Source organism: Actinomyces sp. oral taxon 171 str. F0337 (assembly GCF_005696555.1).
Lineage (GTDB): Bacteria > Actinomycetota > Actinomycetes > Actinomycetales > Actinomycetaceae > Actinomyces > Actinomyces oris_E.
Genome location: NZ_CP040005.1, coordinates 1,982,442 through 1,997,711 on the forward strand (window position 1 = coordinate 1,982,442; position 15,270 = coordinate 1,997,711).

General features: G+C 68.0%; 11 protein-coding genes. 3 read left to right on the plus strand and 8 right to left on the minus strand.

Annotated features, from left to right (window positions below):
- Nucleotides 1-13: 13 nt before the first annotated feature.
- Nucleotides 14-694: a dihydroxyacetone kinase subunit DhaL gene (gene dhaL, locus FBF36_RS08705; RefSeq protein ID WP_009398789.1), complete on the minus strand. Its 681-nt coding sequence runs from the start codon at nucleotides 692-694 to the stop codon at nucleotides 14-16.
- Between the two features lie 448 nt (nucleotides 695-1,142).
- Here dhaL and FBF36_RS08710 point away from each other — a divergent pair, with 448 nt between their 5' ends.
- Nucleotides 1,143-1,928 (plus strand): hypothetical protein, encoded by a 786-nt coding sequence (locus FBF36_RS08710; RefSeq protein WP_034493639.1) that lies wholly within the window; start codon nucleotides 1,143-1,145, stop codon nucleotides 1,926-1,928.
- A 3-nt stretch (nucleotides 1,929-1,931) separates the two neighbouring features.
- On the opposite strand, the gene FBF36_RS08715 is transcribed toward FBF36_RS08710, so the two are convergent.
- The 7 genes from FBF36_RS08715 to FBF36_RS08750 all read right to left on the minus strand — a co-directional run bounded on the left by FBF36_RS08715 (nucleotide 1,932) and on the right by FBF36_RS08750 (nucleotide 12,758).
- Nucleotides 1,932-3,740: a bifunctional folylpolyglutamate synthase/dihydrofolate synthase gene (locus tag FBF36_RS08715; RefSeq protein ID WP_009398785.1), complete on the minus strand. Its 1,809-nt coding sequence runs from the start codon at nucleotides 3,738-3,740 to the stop codon at nucleotides 1,932-1,934.
- A 398-nt stretch (nucleotides 3,741-4,138) separates the two neighbouring features.
- Nucleotides 4,139-4,510, minus strand: a complete 372-nt coding sequence (locus FBF36_RS13480; RefSeq protein ID WP_225792330.1) for a transposase family protein — start codon at nucleotides 4,508-4,510, stop codon at nucleotides 4,139-4,141.
- Between the two features lie 810 nt (nucleotides 4,511-5,320).
- A complete protein-coding gene (locus FBF36_RS08725) occupies nucleotides 5,321-5,563 on the minus strand; it encodes an ATP-grasp fold amidoligase family protein (RefSeq protein ID WP_034493637.1) in 243 nt (80 codons plus the stop codon).
- A 381-nt stretch (nucleotides 5,564-5,944) separates the two neighbouring features.
- Nucleotides 5,945-9,304 (minus strand): isoleucine--tRNA ligase, encoded by a 3,360-nt coding sequence (gene ileS / locus FBF36_RS08730; protein WP_009398779.1) that lies wholly within the window; start codon nucleotides 9,302-9,304, stop codon nucleotides 5,945-5,947.
- Nucleotides 9,305-9,845: 541 nt separating this feature from the next.
- Nucleotides 9,846-10,793: an aldo/keto reductase gene (locus FBF36_RS08740; protein ID WP_009398777.1), complete on the minus strand. Its 948-nt coding sequence runs from the start codon at nucleotides 10,791-10,793 to the stop codon at nucleotides 9,846-9,848.
- Nucleotides 10,794-10,948: 155 nt separating this feature from the next.
- Nucleotides 10,949-11,857 (minus strand): hypothetical protein, encoded by a 909-nt coding sequence (locus FBF36_RS08745; protein WP_009398776.1) that lies wholly within the window; start codon nucleotides 11,855-11,857, stop codon nucleotides 10,949-10,951.
- A 118-nt stretch (nucleotides 11,858-11,975) separates the two neighbouring features.
- Nucleotides 11,976-12,758 (minus strand): SDR family oxidoreductase, encoded by a 783-nt coding sequence (locus FBF36_RS08750; RefSeq protein ID WP_034493636.1) that lies wholly within the window; start codon nucleotides 12,756-12,758, stop codon nucleotides 11,976-11,978.
- Nucleotides 12,759-12,873: 115 nt separating this feature from the next.
- Between FBF36_RS08750 and FBF36_RS08755 the strand changes: the two genes are divergently transcribed.
- Together FBF36_RS08755 and proC are read left to right on the plus strand one after the other, a co-directional pair.
- Nucleotides 12,874-14,241, plus strand: coding sequence for a Na+/H+ antiporter family protein (locus tag FBF36_RS08755; protein ID WP_009398774.1), 1,368 nt, complete (start codon nucleotides 12,874-12,876; stop codon nucleotides 14,239-14,241).
- Nucleotides 14,242-14,328: 87 nt separating this feature from the next.
- A complete protein-coding gene (gene proC / locus FBF36_RS08760) occupies nucleotides 14,329-15,153 on the plus strand; it encodes a pyrroline-5-carboxylate reductase (protein ID WP_009398773.1) in 825 nt (274 codons plus the stop codon).
- The last annotated feature ends 117 nt before the right edge of the window (nucleotides 15,154-15,270 follow it).

Genomic DNA, 15,270 nt, shown 5'->3' on the forward strand with positions numbered 1-15,270 from the left:
GGCAGAGCCGGGCTCAGGCCTGCTCGACCACCAGGATCGAGGCCGGAGCACGGTCGCAGGCGGCGTCAAGAGCCGCCTGAAGGATGAGCGCGGAGGACTGGGCTCCGGGGTCGCGGTGGCCGCAGGAGCGCTCCCCCAGGAAGGAGGCCCGACCGCGACGGGCCTGAAGGGGCTCGGTGTCCTGGGCGCCCTTGACAGCAGCCTGCGCCGCTGCGGTGAGGACACCGACCTCGTCCTCTCCGACCTCGGCGGCCTCCTTGGCGGCCACCGCCGCAGGGCGCCAGGCGTCGGCCATGGTCTTGTCCCCGCTGTTGGCGTGCCCCCGGACCTCCAGGCCCGAGGTGGCCTCCTCCAGGGCGCGGGCCAGCTCTTCCGGCCCCCAGGAGGCGGCCTCGCTGGAGCGGGAGGCCTTGAGGAAGGCCGTTCCCAGCAGCGGCCCACCGGCGCCGCCGACGGTGGCCATGAGGGTGGTGGCGACGAGCTTGAGGACTCCTCCGGGATTCGCCGGAATGCCTCCGGCCTGCTGAGCGGCGTTGAGCTTGGAGACCACTGCTTTCATGCCACGGTCCAGGTTGTCCCCGTGGTCGGCGTCTCCGATGGCTCGGTCCAGCTCGGTCAGCTCTGCGCGGTTCTCAGCGATCAGATCAGCGGCGCGGCGGGCCCAGTCGAGGGCCCAGGCGGCGTCCAAAGACATGGTGCTTCCTTCTCGGGTCTTGGCAGGTGTTGGTTCCGGGCCTGACCGTCATGCACCCGAGGGTGAAGGACGACCATGTGGCTGTGATCGGGCCCCGCACGGACCCGATGGGCCCCGGCACATCCCGGGAACGTCCGTGGGACGCGCCGAAGCAGGCCGACGAGGTGCTCATCGCCCGCTCGCGGTTCCATCCTCTCACGCACCTTGCCGCCTCGCGCGTTGAGGCAACCAATTGGTTGGCGACCAGTCCGATCACGTGCACCGCCACACATGACACGGAGACGTCAAGCGACGTGATCGCTGTGTGTACATGCTTCGGAGCGACATGACTCACCGATACGCCCTTTTGTGCTATGTATCATGTGACCGGTTTCCGGAATCATCCTCCCGAGCCTCAGGCATAGCGTCCCATCTTCCTCGTTCTCCCCATAAGAAAGACGACCCTCCCATGAGCACCCAGAAGTCCGTTGACCGAATCCTCCTTTCCCGAGCCCGGTGGGCCTCGCCCGTGCTCCCACTCCTGTGCGCCCTGACGCTCAGTGCCTGCGGCACGAACGGCGCAGCACCCTTGGACGCCGCCTCCACCCCATCCAGCCAGGCGACCTCCGCAGCACCGCACTCGACAGCCCCGTCGACACCCGCAGACGAGCAGAAGCCATCAGCGACAACACCGCAGACCACCTCGCCATCGCCATCTCAGCCCACCCAGACCGCCGACAGCCCCACCCCCACACCGGCGAACACCGCCCCCGACCGCAGCACGCTCCTCAATGCCTCACTGTCCCTGCCCTCGACGTGCCCAGCCACCGGCCCCGCATCCTTCTCCGGCGGACAGGCCTCTCTCAGCTTCGGGGGATTCGCCAGGATCGAGGAGCCCTCAGCCACCTACACCGTCAACGGCACTCCCACCATCGCGGTGGCGCTGACCTGCAACGGCGGCGGTTCAGCCGCCTTCCCGTCTCTGGCGTTCTACGACGAAGAGCTGAACCTCATCGCCTCCTACGATCTGTCGAAGATCAGCGACGCAGAGTCCTACGAGCCCACCGTCACCTCACTGGAGCCCCAGGGCGACACCCTGCACGTGGAGTGGAGCAACGAGAGGCTCCCCACGGACACCCGTGGGATACACAGCGGATCAGGCACGGGCAGCGCTGACCTGAGCTGGAACGGGAGCTCATTCGACAAGTCGAACGTCACAGTCCACGACGCCCAGGGGAACCAAGTGAGCAGCTAGGAGTCAAGGCCTGCCGAACAGGGCGCGGGCCTCTGCGGCCAGGACCACGGAGCCGACAATGAGAATTCCCGAGGAGGTCAGCGGGGTGTCATACCCCTCGGACAGGGCGACGGCCTGAGCCACACCCTCGCCGAGCTGCTGGCTCACGACGACACGGTCGGCACCGTAGACCTCCTGGGCGATCCCGCCCAGATCATCAACATCCATCGCCCGGGGCGAGTCGATGGGGACGCACACAACGGCGTCAGTCACAGGCTCCAGGCCCGCCAGGATGCCCTCGGCATCCTTGTCCGCCATGACGCCCAGGACCGCAACGAGGTGCTGGAAGCCGAAGGCCTCCTCGATGGCTCCGGTGAGGGCCTCGATGCCGTGGGGGTTGTGTCCGGCGTCGACCAGTACCGTGGGCGAGGAGCGCAGCACCTCCAGGCGGCCCGGGCTGGTGACGGAGGCGAAGCCGTCCTCGACGATGCGCGCGGGCAGCCGGCGCCCGCCGTGGATCGCCTCGGCGGCCGCCAGGGCCAGCAGGGCGTTGTGGGCCTGGTACTCCCCGTGCAGCGGAACGAAGGCGTCCTCGTAGACGGCCGCTGCGGTAGCAAAGGTGACCATCTGGCCGCCGACGGCGAGCTGGCGGTCAAGAACCTGCAGGACGCCGGCCTCCGGTGAGGCGGGGTCCTCCTGCGGGTCTCGCTCCCGACGCACGATCGCCCGGTGAGAGACCACTGCCTGCTCGATCTCGGCAGCGGCGTCGGGGACCTGATGGGCGACGATGACGGTGGAGCCGTCCTTGATGATGCCGGCCTTCTCGTGAGCGATCTCGGTGATCGACGAGCCCAGCCAGCGCTCGTGGTCGCGCCCGATCGGGGTGATGACGGCGACGTCGGAGCCGATGACGTTCGTGGCGTCCCACCGCCCGCCCAGGCCCACCTCGATGACGGCGACGTCGACGGGATAGTCGGCGAAGGCGGCCAGAGCCATGACGGCCAGGACCTCGAAGAAGGACAGGCGAGGCCCACCTGCGGCCTGAGAGCGCTCGTCGACCATGGCAACGTATGGGGCCACGTCCTCCCATGCGGCGATGAAGTCCTCCTCGCTGATCGGTTCACCGTCGCGGCTGATGCGCTCGCGGATGGTGGCCAGGTGCGGAGAGGTGAAGCGGCCGGTGCGCAGGCCGCCGGCGGCCAGAAGGCGCTCGGTCATACGGGCGGTGGAGGTCTTGCCGTTGGTGCCGGTGATGTGCACGGTGCGGTAGGTGCGCTCGGGGTTGCCCAGGAGATCGAGGACGGCCTCGACTCGTTCCAGGGAGGGCTGGACCTGGTGCTCGGGAGCGCGCGCGAGGATCTCGGCCTCGACCTCGCGCATGCGGGCGGAGACCTCGACGCCGCGGGCAGCGGCCTCCAGGTCGCGCAGGTGCTCACCCTCGGAGTCGTCGGGGAGCTGAGGCTCCCAAGAGTCCCAGTCGTCGGAGTCATCGGCGTCCACCTCGGCGAGGAGCTCCTCGAGACGGTCGGTGTCGCCGCCGGGGATCATGTTAGCGGCGACGAGCTCGCGCAGAGCCTCAAGGTCCTCACGGTCCTGGACCTCGGTGTCGACCTCCTGCTGAGCACCAGCAGCCTGAAGGTCGGCGGCGGAGACAGTCAGCCCATCGCTCTCGGTCGGATGGGGGGCGCCTGCCGCCTCCAGGTAGGGCAGGAGCTCGGGGTCGACACCGGTCTCACCGAAGACGGCGTCGACGACCTCCTCCCCTGTGGCGCCCTCGGGGATGCCGAAGGCGGCGCCGGGAGTGGTCTGCTTGGAGTCGTCGTCTGCGGGCACTGTGCCATCCTTTACTCGACGTGGAGGGTTGGGTAGAGGCTCTCTCATGCACTCCGGTCCCGCCCTAATCTAGCCGAGGCTCCCGAGCAGCCCGTCCCGCTCCCCTGCCCCCTGATGGCCGAAGTCCGACGCGATGACTACACGCCCCACCGCGCGTTGCGACAGCGCAGGCCCCCGCGCCCCGGGCTCTCACGCCCTGGGCGATCACGGACCACCCACCTCATCACATGCGAAGCCACAGATGCAGACGCGCACCTCCGTCTCAATGAATGACACGAAAATCACTTGAGCACAACGAGGCTTATTCATGGGGTGTATGTGAATATGAGTCTGAGGATGGCTGTGATGGTTTCTGGGAAGGTGTCTGGTGGTCTTCTGTAGCCGGTGTGCAGGACCCTTCATGTCTTGATGTTGGCGATGGCTCTTTCGGTCTTGTAGCGGATCTGGTTGACGGCCCGGTTGCAGGTCCTGTCGTTGGGGTGGAGGGGCAGGTTCGCGGGTTCTCTCCTGGGGGTGATCATGCCCAGTCCGGTGTAGCCCTTGTCGCCGACATGCAACGGTGGCTGCGCTCCGTCGGGTAGGTCCTGGGGTGGGACGTCGCTCAGGCCACAGCGGCGCAGCGCCTCGGTGTCGTGGCCCCTCTCGTCGTGGGGGGTCGGACACCCAGGCCAGGGCTCCTGACAGGGTGCAGGCGACCTGCACGCTGAGTCCCGTGGTCCTGTGCTTACCGGAGTAGAGCTTAGGGCGGTCCTTCCAGGACCAGCACTCAAGCAGGGTGCCGTCGACGATCAGCTGGGCGGTGGGGTCCAGGTCCTCCACGACTGGTACCTGGTCGCTGAGGGCGCCGGCTATCAGGGGTGTGCAGGCACCAATCACCCGGGAGGCGGTGGCCTGGGAGACGCAGTAGACCTCGGCGAGCAGCCCCTGGGGAAGGTTGTGCCTCAGCCAGGATCAGGGTCAGGCGCACACACAGGAACACCCCCAGCACCCGGGCCCCGAAGGCCGGCAGGGGGCCGTCGGCGTGGATCGTCTCGCACAGATCCAGGACATCATCGCGAGTAATCCTCGCGCTACTATTCATGGCGGCGGCTTGTTCTTGGTTGAGCTGGCTTCGACACCAAAACTCTCTCAAGAGCAAACCGCCATCTTACTTAGCGACACGCCCCCCCTTTAAAACACCCTCAACACCCTACGAATAAGCCTCCATGAGTGCCTAAGCCTCCATGAGTGCCAGAGCGAGAGATCCGAGACGTCGACGACTCAGTCGGAGAAGATCCTCGAGCGTCATCTGCGTATCACCTGCCATTATTCAGGACCGATAGATCACAGCACCCATCAACATGAAACATCAGCCATGAAACCCCTGCGAAGGAGAGCCAGAATTAATGGCACAGAAAGTAGCACGCAAGAGCACAGAAAAGGCAAGTGACTAGCGGTTTTCATGAGAATCTCCTCATGCGCACCGAGAAGATTGAAGGGTATCGCTCACCGATTATGACGACTTTCGTGGAAGATCTACAGCGCCATCCCCCGCATTTTAAACCATCACAGCGTGACCTCTGTGAACGAATTCCTCTCAGTCAGTAAAATTCGAGCTCCGATAACATGCCATCACGAGGGGGAAGTAAAATCAGACAGTCGTCCGCGTCCGTGAAGGTGATCTCGCCGCAGCAGACGCGCCCTCTCGCCTCATAGAAGTCGACGCGCACACAGGCCAACCCCTTTCCAAGCCTGCTGGCCACCTGGAGCTTGGTCTCCAAGCGGCTCGGAAGGGAGGCGAAGCCGATCTCGTCGGGCGAGTCCCACACCCTCAGCAGGGGCACGAGGCACTCCTCCACCAGCCGCGCCGGCTCCCCACTTACGCACCAGGAACTTGTCCGCCAGACGCCCTTTGAGAGGCGGAGTCGTAGACCTTGAGCCAGCCTGAGCCGACAGGGGGAAGTGGCCTCAGCGTCTCCCCTGATACTCATCCTCCGCACCTCTCAAAGCCAAGCCGGCCAGCGACCCCGTTCCAGGGAGGAAACAGCGCACGACGCCTCTCGTGTCGTCACCATGACGACACGAGAGGCGTGCTGGCCGAGAGGTGGGAGAGGTGACCTGTGGGAGGAAGTGCCGTGACTCAGCCAAGCCCTGGTGACCGAGCAGCGGTTTTACTCCACCCCATCCTTCAGGCAATCGGAAAGTTAATCAACCGTCGTGTCGGATCAGCGATCCGTCGTCTCGGAGACCTTCTCGACGGTGGCGGTGGGATCCTTCGCAGCCGGGTCCGCCACGACGGAGGCATCCACGCAGCCGACCTCCCGCTTGATGAGGTCCAGGTGGGCACCGGTCCAGGCGCCCTTGTCCTCCGGGACCCTCAGCTCCATGCGGATCCGATCCCCCACGTGCAGGCCGGCGGCCTTGCGCTCGTCCTGGACCAGGCGCACCAGGTCGCGGGCCCAGCCCTCGGCCTCCAGGGCGTCGTCGAGGGCGGTTTCCAGGACGACGAAGGCACCCGAGGGCAGCATGGTGGCGGCCAGGGAGTCGTCATCGACCTCGATGCGGGTGGTCAGGGTGAAGGCGGAGTCCTCCGCCTCCAGGACCACGGGGGTGCCGTCGAGCAGGACGTCGTTGAAGCGCACGTCCCCGTCCTCGGTGAGCTCCCACTGGCCCGCCTTGACGGCGGCGAAGAGCCTGGAGGTGAGCTTGCGGACCTCGGGGCTGAAGGCGCGCGGGTTGAGGGCCAGGTCCGTTCGGGCCTCGTAGCCGGCAGACTCGGCGTCCAGGACCCGCACCTCCTTGACGTTGACCTCCTCGGCCACGAGCTCGCGGAAGGGGGCCAGCCCGGCCGGGTCGGCCGTGGCAATGGTCAGGCTGCGCAGCGGCTGGCGCACGCGCAGCTTCTCGGCCTTGCGCAGGCTCAGGGCGGCCGAGACCGCCGCGCGGGCCTCATCCATGGCCGTGACGAGCTCGGCGTTGGCGACGTGGTTGGGCAGCACGGGCCAGTCGGTCAGGTGCACGGAGCGCCCACCGGTCAGGCCCCGCCAGATCTCCTCGCTCACCAGCGGCGCCAGCGGCGCCATGACCTCGGTGAGCACGCGCAGCACGGTGGCCAGGGTGTCGAAGGCGGCCGTCTCACCGTCGGTGAAGCGCTGGCGCGAGGTGCGCAGGTACCAGTTGGTGAGCACGTCGAGGAAGTCACGGATCGTGGCGCAGGCCCCGGTGATGTCGTAGCCGTCCATCTGGGCGGCCACCGTCTCGGCCAGATCCTTGGTGCGGGCCAGGACGTAGCGGTCCATGACGTGCAGGCCACCGTGCTTGGCGAACAGGCTCGCGTCGCTCAGGTCGACGCCGTCGGTGACGTAGCCGGACTGGCCCGCCTGACCCGCGTAGAGGGCGAAGAAGTACCAGGTGTTCCACAGCGGCAGCACCACCTGGCGCACGGTGTCGCGGATGGCCTTGTCGGTGACCACGAGGTTGCCTCCGCGCATGACCGGCGCCGAGAGCAGGAACCAGCGCATGGCGTCGGCCCCGTCGCGGTCGAAGACCATGGAGACGTCCGGGTAGTTGCGCAGCGACTTGCTCATCTTCGCCCCGTCGTTGCCCAGGAGAATGCCGTGGGAGACGCAGGAGGTGAAGGCGGGCCGGTCGAACAGGGCCGTGGCCAGGACGTGGAGGGTGTAGAACCATCCGCGGGTCTGGCCGATGTACTCCACGATGAAGTCGCCCGGGTAGTGCGACTCGAACCACTCGACGTTCTCGAAGGGGTAGTGCACCTGGGCGAAGGGCATCGAGCCGGACTCGAACCAGCAGTCCAGGACGTCGGGGATGCGGCGCATCATGGACGTGCCCGTGGGGTCGTCGGGGTTGGGCCGCACGAGGGTGTCGATGAAGGGGCGGTGCAGGTCGGTGACCTTCACGCCGAAGTCGCGCTCGAGCTCGGCGTAGGAGCCGTAGACGTCGGTGCGCGGGTAGTCGGGGTTGTCGCTGACCCACACCGGGATGGGCGCGCCCCAGAAGCGGTTGCGGGAGATCGACCAGTCGCGCGCGTTCGCCAGCCACTTGCCGAAGATGCCGTCCTTGATGTGACCGGGGTACCAGTCGATGTCCTGGTTGAGCTCGACCATGCGGTCGCGGATCGCCGAGACGCGCACGAACCAGGAGGAGACGGCCTTGTAGATGAGCGGCTTGCGGCAGCGCCAGCAGTGCGGGTAGGAGTGCACGTAGGAGGCCTGGCGCACCAGGACGGCGCGCTGGTTCTCGTTGCGGCGGGCCAGGGGACCGGTACCGTCGCGCAGGTCGGCGACGATGGGTTTGTTGGCCTCGAAGACCTGCAGCCCGGCGTAGTCGCTCACCTCCTCGGTCAGGCGGCCGCCGTCGTCGACGGGCACGACCGTCTCGATGCCGGCCTCGGTGCAGGCGATCATGTCGTCCTCACCGAAGGCCGAGGCCATGTGCACCAGGCCGGTTCCGTCGGAGGTGGTGACGAAGTCGGCGGCGATGATCTGCCAGGCCTTCGGCCCGGGGGCGGCCCCCTCGGCCCGGTGGGCGGCGTCGTCGAAGTAGTCGAAGATCGGGTGGTAGCGCCGCCCCACCAGGTCGGCCCCGGTGCAGGTGGACACGACCTGCGGCTCCTCGCCGAGCTCGCGGGCGTAGGCGCCCAGGAGGTCACGCGCCATGACGACGTCCTGGCCGGCCACCGGCGAGTCGAGGTCCTCGTCGACGTGGACGGTCACGTACTCGACGTCGGGGCCCACGGCGATGGCCAGGTTGGAGGGCAGGGTCCAGGGCGTGGTGGTCCAGATGAGGACCAGCTCGGGGCGCTCGGCACCCTGGCGCAGGGGCTCCTCCAGGCGCAGGCCCACCGTGACCGTGTTGTCCTGTCGGTCCTGGTAGACGTCGTCGTCCATCTTGAGCTCGTGGTTGCTCAAGGGGGTGCGGTCGTGCCAGCAGTAAGGCAGGACGCGGTAGCCCTGGTAGGCCAGTCCCTTGTCCCACAGCTGCTTGAAGGCCCACAGCACCGACTCCATGTAGTCGGGGTCGAGGGTCTTGTAGTCGTTGTCGAAGTCGACCCAGCGGGCCTGGCGGGTGACGTAGTCCTCCCACTCCTTGGTGTAGCGCAGGACGGAGCTGCGGCACTCCTCATTGAACTTCTCGATGCCGATGCCGCCGGGGCGGGTGATCTCGGTGACGTCATCGATGCCGAGCAGGCGTTGGGCCTCGAGCTCGGCGGGCAAGCCGTGGGTGTCCCAGCCGAAGCGGCGCTCGACGCGCTTGCCGCGCTGAGTCTGGTAGCGCCCGACGGCGTCCTTGACGTATCCGGTCAGCAGGTGGCCGTAGTGGGGCAGGCCGTTGGCGAAGGGCGGGCCGTCGTAGAAGACGAACTCGTCGCAGGGCTCGCCGCGGTTGTCGATGGAGGCCTGGAAGGTGCCGTCGGCCTTCCAGTAGGCCAGGACGTCCTCCTCAATGGCGGGGAAGGAGGGCGAGGGGTCGATCTGCTCCCCCGGCCGGTGCAGGGGGTAGAAGGCGGCGCCGGTCGGCTCGCTGCCGCCGGCGGTGGTGCTGTCAGCCATCTTCTCAGCCATCGCGGTGTGCTCTCGTCTCACTCGTTCCTACCGCCTCGGGCGGGTGCCCAGGGCCTGACGAGGACGACGTCGGCTCCCGGCCGGGACTGGTGCCCGGCTGGTGCCGCACCGCGGTACCACCTCGCTTGCCGTGCTGCATGCCCCGACGGGGACGGCGTGCACGACCGCTTCGTTTCCAGCTGTGACGGGCTGTCCCGTCCGGTTCTACTGCGGGCCGACGGCGCTGGTGCGCCGGGGTCCGGTTCTTCCGGAGGCTCGCCGGTGATGGCCGGGTCGGTGCCTTTGCTCCGGGGAGTGTAGTGGGCGGCATGCATCCGGGGCCAGTTCGCACCCCGCCTCGGCGACGTCGTCCTTCCCACACCCGACGGCGGAATAGGTGGAATAGCGGCAAGCGCCCTCCTGTCCCGGCCCCGACCCCGACCGAATCCGCACACACCAACAAGAACTTCAGGGACGACACGAATACGCGTCGTCCCTGAAGAGAATGTTGATCTGGGGAGCCTAAGCCTGGATGCTGATCACCGACTCGGATCCGCTCGGTCTAGCCGGCTGCGTTGAGCTCCTCGACGGCCTCCTGAGGGAGGTTGAAGCGGGTGGCCTCGACGGCCTCAGTGAGCTGAGTGACGCTGCTGACGCCCACGATCGGGGTGATGGTCGGCTGCTGGGCGTTGAGGAGAGCCAGCACGACCTGGCTCGGCTTCATGGCCAGGCTGTCCGACCACCTGCGCAGCACCGTCAGACGGTTGTCAGTCCCCGGATGCCTGTAGGCCTCGGGCAACGGGCGCTCCGGGTGCTCGTAGGCGCCGGTGAGCAGCGGCGTGTAGGCCCACAGGTCCAGCCCGTAGCGCTCGACGAGGTCCTTGCTCTCGATGGTCATCATCCCGTGAGGGTGGTCCTCACCCTCGACCGGGATGTCCGGCCTCGGATGGAGATACGACTCCCTCAGCTGTAGAGCGCTGAAACCGGCCGAGCCTCGCTGCTGGGCGTGCACGTTGGCTGCGGCGGCGTACCAGGCCGGGTGGTTGGACAGCCCGATCCGTGAGGTTAGCCCTTGACCAACCAGGTCGCCGAAGGTCTCGGCGACATCGGCGACCAACTGCTCCCGGTCCTCCATGTGAGCCCAGTACATGTCGATGCGCTCCGTCTGCAGGCGCTGCAGGCTGTCCCGGATGGCCCGATTGACAGTGTCCTTGCTGAGGCCTTCCACGGCGTCGGGGAAGCCGTGGGGGCGGGTCGGCTCCGCACCGGCCTTGGTGCTGATCCTCACCTGGTCGCGCACACCTCGATCAGCGAGCCACTGGCCGATGACGGTCTCGCTCTGGCCACCGAGGCCGGTCTCGGATCCCCAGAAGGCGTAGCAGTTCGCGGTGTCGATCCACTGGCCGCCCAGATCCAGGTAGGCGTCGAGGATCTCTCCGGACTGGGTGGCGGACAGGCGGGTTCCGAAGTGCATGGTGCCCAGCGCCATGCGGGGGTGTGCGTCAGTCATGGGGGGCCTCTCCTCCGTGTCATCAGGGTGAGCGATGTGAGGTACGCCTGCGACCGTAACCGAATCTGCACACACCAACAAGAACTTCAAAGACGACACGAATACGCGTCGCCTTTGAAGAAAATGTTGTTCTGTGGGCGGTGGCGCCGGCGCTCTCAGCCCTGGGCGCCTGGAGAGGCGTCCTGCTGCTGGAGGACACCCGAGGAGCCTGAGCCACCCTTCTGGTTGCTGCCATCACTCGAGCCGGAGCCCGACTGCTGGCCGCCGTTCGAGCCCGAGCCGGAACCACCGGAGGCGTCCCCGTTAGGGGTGGTCCGGCCGGCTCCGCCGGAGCCTCCTCCCGGACCGCCCTGACCGTTCTGTCCGCCGGGGCCTCCCTGGCCACCTTGACCGCCGGGGCCGCCACCGGGCATCTGTCCGCCAGGCCCGCCCTGACCACCAGGGCCTCCTTGCCCGCCAGGACCTCCCTGGCCCCCTCCGGGCACGCCCTGACCGTTGCCGGCTCCCTGCTGCTGGGCGTGACCGTTCTGGGCGCTGGAACTGAGGAGCTCGTTGCTCCCCCACCCGGCCCCGAAGGAGCCCGCCAGCAGCGCCACCCCGGCAGCACCCACGACGGCGCGACGACGGTACCAGGGCCCACGAGCCTTGGCCCGGGCCTTCTTGGCCGCTGGGGACGTGGAGGGCACGGCACCGATGGCCGCCGCGTTCTGAGCATCCGGGGACACCCACGCCCCTCCCAGCCTGGTGTCGGCAGTGCTGCTGCCGGCCGCAGCTCGAGCAGTCCCGGAGTCCTTTGCGGAGTCCTGCGTGACGTCCTTGGCAGAGGCCTCGGTCCTCACCGAGCCTGCGTCAGCGGATTCCACAGTGTCCTTGAGATCCTTGAGGTCCTTGAGGTTCTTGAGGTCCTTGGCGTCCTTGCTGCCGTCACTGCCGCGACCACTGGTGGCGCCCTGCGAGAGGCGCTGCGCAGCGTCGTCGGCGGCGTCCCTGGTGGGAAGACTCTCCGTGGCCGCGTCGCGCGGGGAGGAAGTGGCGTCGCCGCCGGAGGAGACGTGCTTGGTCATGGGTGTCCTTTCAGTCCGTTTCCCGGCCCGGCCGGGGCTGGAACAGACGTTAGGGACCCGCACTGTGCCCGGGGCAGGTCAAGCCTGTGGACCACCTATGTCCGGCGATCCCGCTCCCCTACCGCTCCCGGGCCACCAGCGTGTTGGATGCCTGGGCCCGGGGCCGCACCACCATGGAGTCGATGTTGACGTGGGCGGGCAGCTCCAGCGTCCAGGCGATGCAGGCGGCGACATCGTCGGCGCTCAGGGGCTCTGCGACACCGGCGTAGACCTTCGCGGCGGCCTCGGCATCGCCGTGAAGGCGGTTGAGGGAGAACTCCTCGGTGGCCACCATGCCGGGTGCGATCTCAATGACGCGCACCGGCTCACCCACCAGCTCCAGGCGCAGCGTGTTCGCGATGATCCGCTCGGCGTGCTTGGCCGCCACGTAACCGCCCCCACCGGGGTAGGTGTCGTGGGCCGCCGTGGAGGTGAGGAAGACCAGGTCCCCGCCCCGCTCCCGCAGTCCCGGAAGGAAGGCCTGGCTCACGCGCAGGGCCGCAAGCACGTTGCGCTCATACATGGTGGCCCACTCCTCGACGCTGCCCTCGGCGACCGGGTCGACCCCCAGCGCACCACCGGCGTTGTTGACGACGGCGTCAACAGACCCCTCAGCGAGCACCTCACTGGCCAGGCGCGCGACGTCGTCGGGCTCCTGGAGATCGGCGGCCACCCACGTGCACCCGGTCTCGGCGGCCAGCGCCTCAAGGCGTTCCACCCGCCGCGCGGTGGCGACAACCTCCCACCCGTGGGAGCGCAGGAGGCGAACGGTGGCGGCGCCGATGCCGGTGGAGGCCCCGGTCACCAGGGCGCGGCGGGCCGGTGCGGAGTCGACGGTGACGTTCTTGCGGTTCTCACTCATGAGCCCACGATACGTCTCCGTCATGCTCACCTGGCACAATCGACCACGATTCGCACGGGTCCACCCAGGCCCACTCGCGAAGCCCAGTACAGTCGGCCCCACCGGAAGGCCCCCTATGAACGCCGTCATCCTCGCCGTCCTGGTCATGCTCATCCTGGCGATGCTGCGCGTCCATGTGGTCCTGTCCCTGTTCGTCGGCGCGCTCGCCGGCGGGTTGAGCGCCGGCCTGGGCGTCAGCCACACCATGGTCGCCTTCCAGAACGGGCTGGCCGACGGGGCCAAGATCGCGCTGTCCTACGCGCTCCTGGGAGCCTTCGCCATGGCGGTGGCGCACTCGGGCCTGCCCCAGCTGCTGGCGAACTGGCTCATCGGCAGAATCGAGAACGAGGACGAGTCCGCCTCCCGTAAGGCCGTGCGCACCACCACCATTCTGGTGCTGGGAGGGATCACGGCCATGGCAGTCATGAGTCAGAACCTCATCCCGGTTCACATTGCCTTCATTCCTCTCGTGGTCCCGCCGCTGCTCATCGTCATGAGCCGGCTGCAGCTGGACCGCCGCGCCGTGACCTGCGCCATCACCTTCGGGCTGGTCACCACTTACATGTTCCTGCCCCTGGGATTCGGACGGGTCTTCCTCCACGACATCCTCTACGCCAACATCCAGGAGGCGGGCCTGGACGTCTCCCAGATCTCAGCCACCCACGCCATGGGGATCCCGGCGCTGGGCATGGTCGTGGGGCTGCTCATCGCCGTGTTCGTCACCTACCGCAAGCCCCGCGCCTACCGGATCGACACCGGCGGCGGCACCGGCTCAGGCGAGGAGATCTCCGGCCCGGTCGAGATCGACCGCCACAAGGTCGCGATCGCCCTGGTCGCCGTCGTCGCCTGCTTCATGGTCCAGACCTTCCTGACCTGGACGGAGTCCAAGGCCGACCCGCTCCTGGTCGGGGCGCTGACAGGCCTGCTGCTGTTCATGGCCACCCGGGCCGTCACCATCGCCGAGGCCGATGACATCTTCACCGACGGCATGCGGATGATGGCTCTCATCGGGCTCATCATGATCACGGCGCAGGGCTTCGCCGCCGTCCTGAAGGAGACCAAGCAGATCGAGCCGCTGGTGAAGTCGGCGACCTCCCTGTTCGCGGACTCCAAGCCCGCCGCCGCCTTCGTCATGCTGCTCGTGGGCCTCATCGTGACGATGGGCATCGGCTCATCCTTCTCCACCCTGCCGATCATCTCGGCGATCTATGTGCCGCTGTGCGTCTCCCTGGGCTTCTCGCCGGTTGCCACGGTCTCCCTCATCGGGACCGCAGGGGCCCTGGGGGACGCAGGCTCACCGGCGTCGGACTCCACGCTGGGTCCCACAGCCGGGCTCAACGCCGACGGGCAGCACGACCACATGCGCGACTCGGTCATCCCGACCTTCCTGCACTTCAACATCCCCCTGCTCATCGCCGGCTGGATCGCCGCGATGGTGCTCTGAAGGCCACCGGCCCCCGGAAGTCTCACCGCCCGGCACACCGGCACGGTACGGTGATGACCTCACGTCGCAGACGAGCAGGAGGCCTTCATGCGTATCGGGTTCATCGGCGCCGGCAACATGGTCAGCGCCATTGTGCGAGGGGCCGTGGCCGCGGGGACACCGGCCGGGCACCTGCTCCTGACCAGCAAGCACGGCTCCGCCGAGCGCCTGGCCGGGCAGGTCGGAGCAGTCCACGTGCCCGACGCCGCCGAGCTGGTCTCACGCAGCGACGTCCTCATCCTGGGACTCAAGCCCTACGTCATCCCCGACGTCCTGCCCCGGCTGTCGGAGGCCATCGGCCGCAGCAGGCCCCTGGTGGTCTCCATCGCTGCCGGCCTGACCCTGGAGCGCCTGGAGTCGATGCTGCCCGACGGGGCCCGGGTGGTGCGCACCATGCCGAACATGGCCGCCGCCGTGGGCGAGTCGATGACGGCACTGGCCCCGGGGAGCAGTGCGAGCGCCTCGGACCTGGAGACGGTGCGCACCCTCATGGAGAGCATCGGTCGCACCGTCATCCTGGAGGAGAAGGACTTCTCCTCCTTCATTGGCCTGGCGGGCTCCTCCCCCGCCCTGGTGTGCGCCTTCATCGATGCCCTGGCGCGCGCCGGCGTCATGGGTGGCATCCCCAAGGCCCTGGCCGTCCAGATCGTGGCTCAGGCGGTGCTGGGGACCGCCCGCACGGTGCAGACCGAGGCTCAGCGCACCGCGGAGGGAGGCAATGGCCGCACCCCGGCCGACCTCATCGACGCGGTCTGCTCCCCCGGCGGCACGTCGGTGGCGGGCATGGTGGCCCTGGAACGGGCCGGTTTCTCCGACGCCGTCGTGCGCGCCTTCGAGGCCATCGCCGAGCGCGACCGGCAGCTGGGCGCCTGAGCTCAGACGCGGTCCCACCCCGCTGCCGCACGCCACCACAGGCACAGCGTGCGCAGCACGACCCTTTTCTGCGTCCCGACACGATAAAGCGGCTCTCAACAACCCTGTCGTGATTCA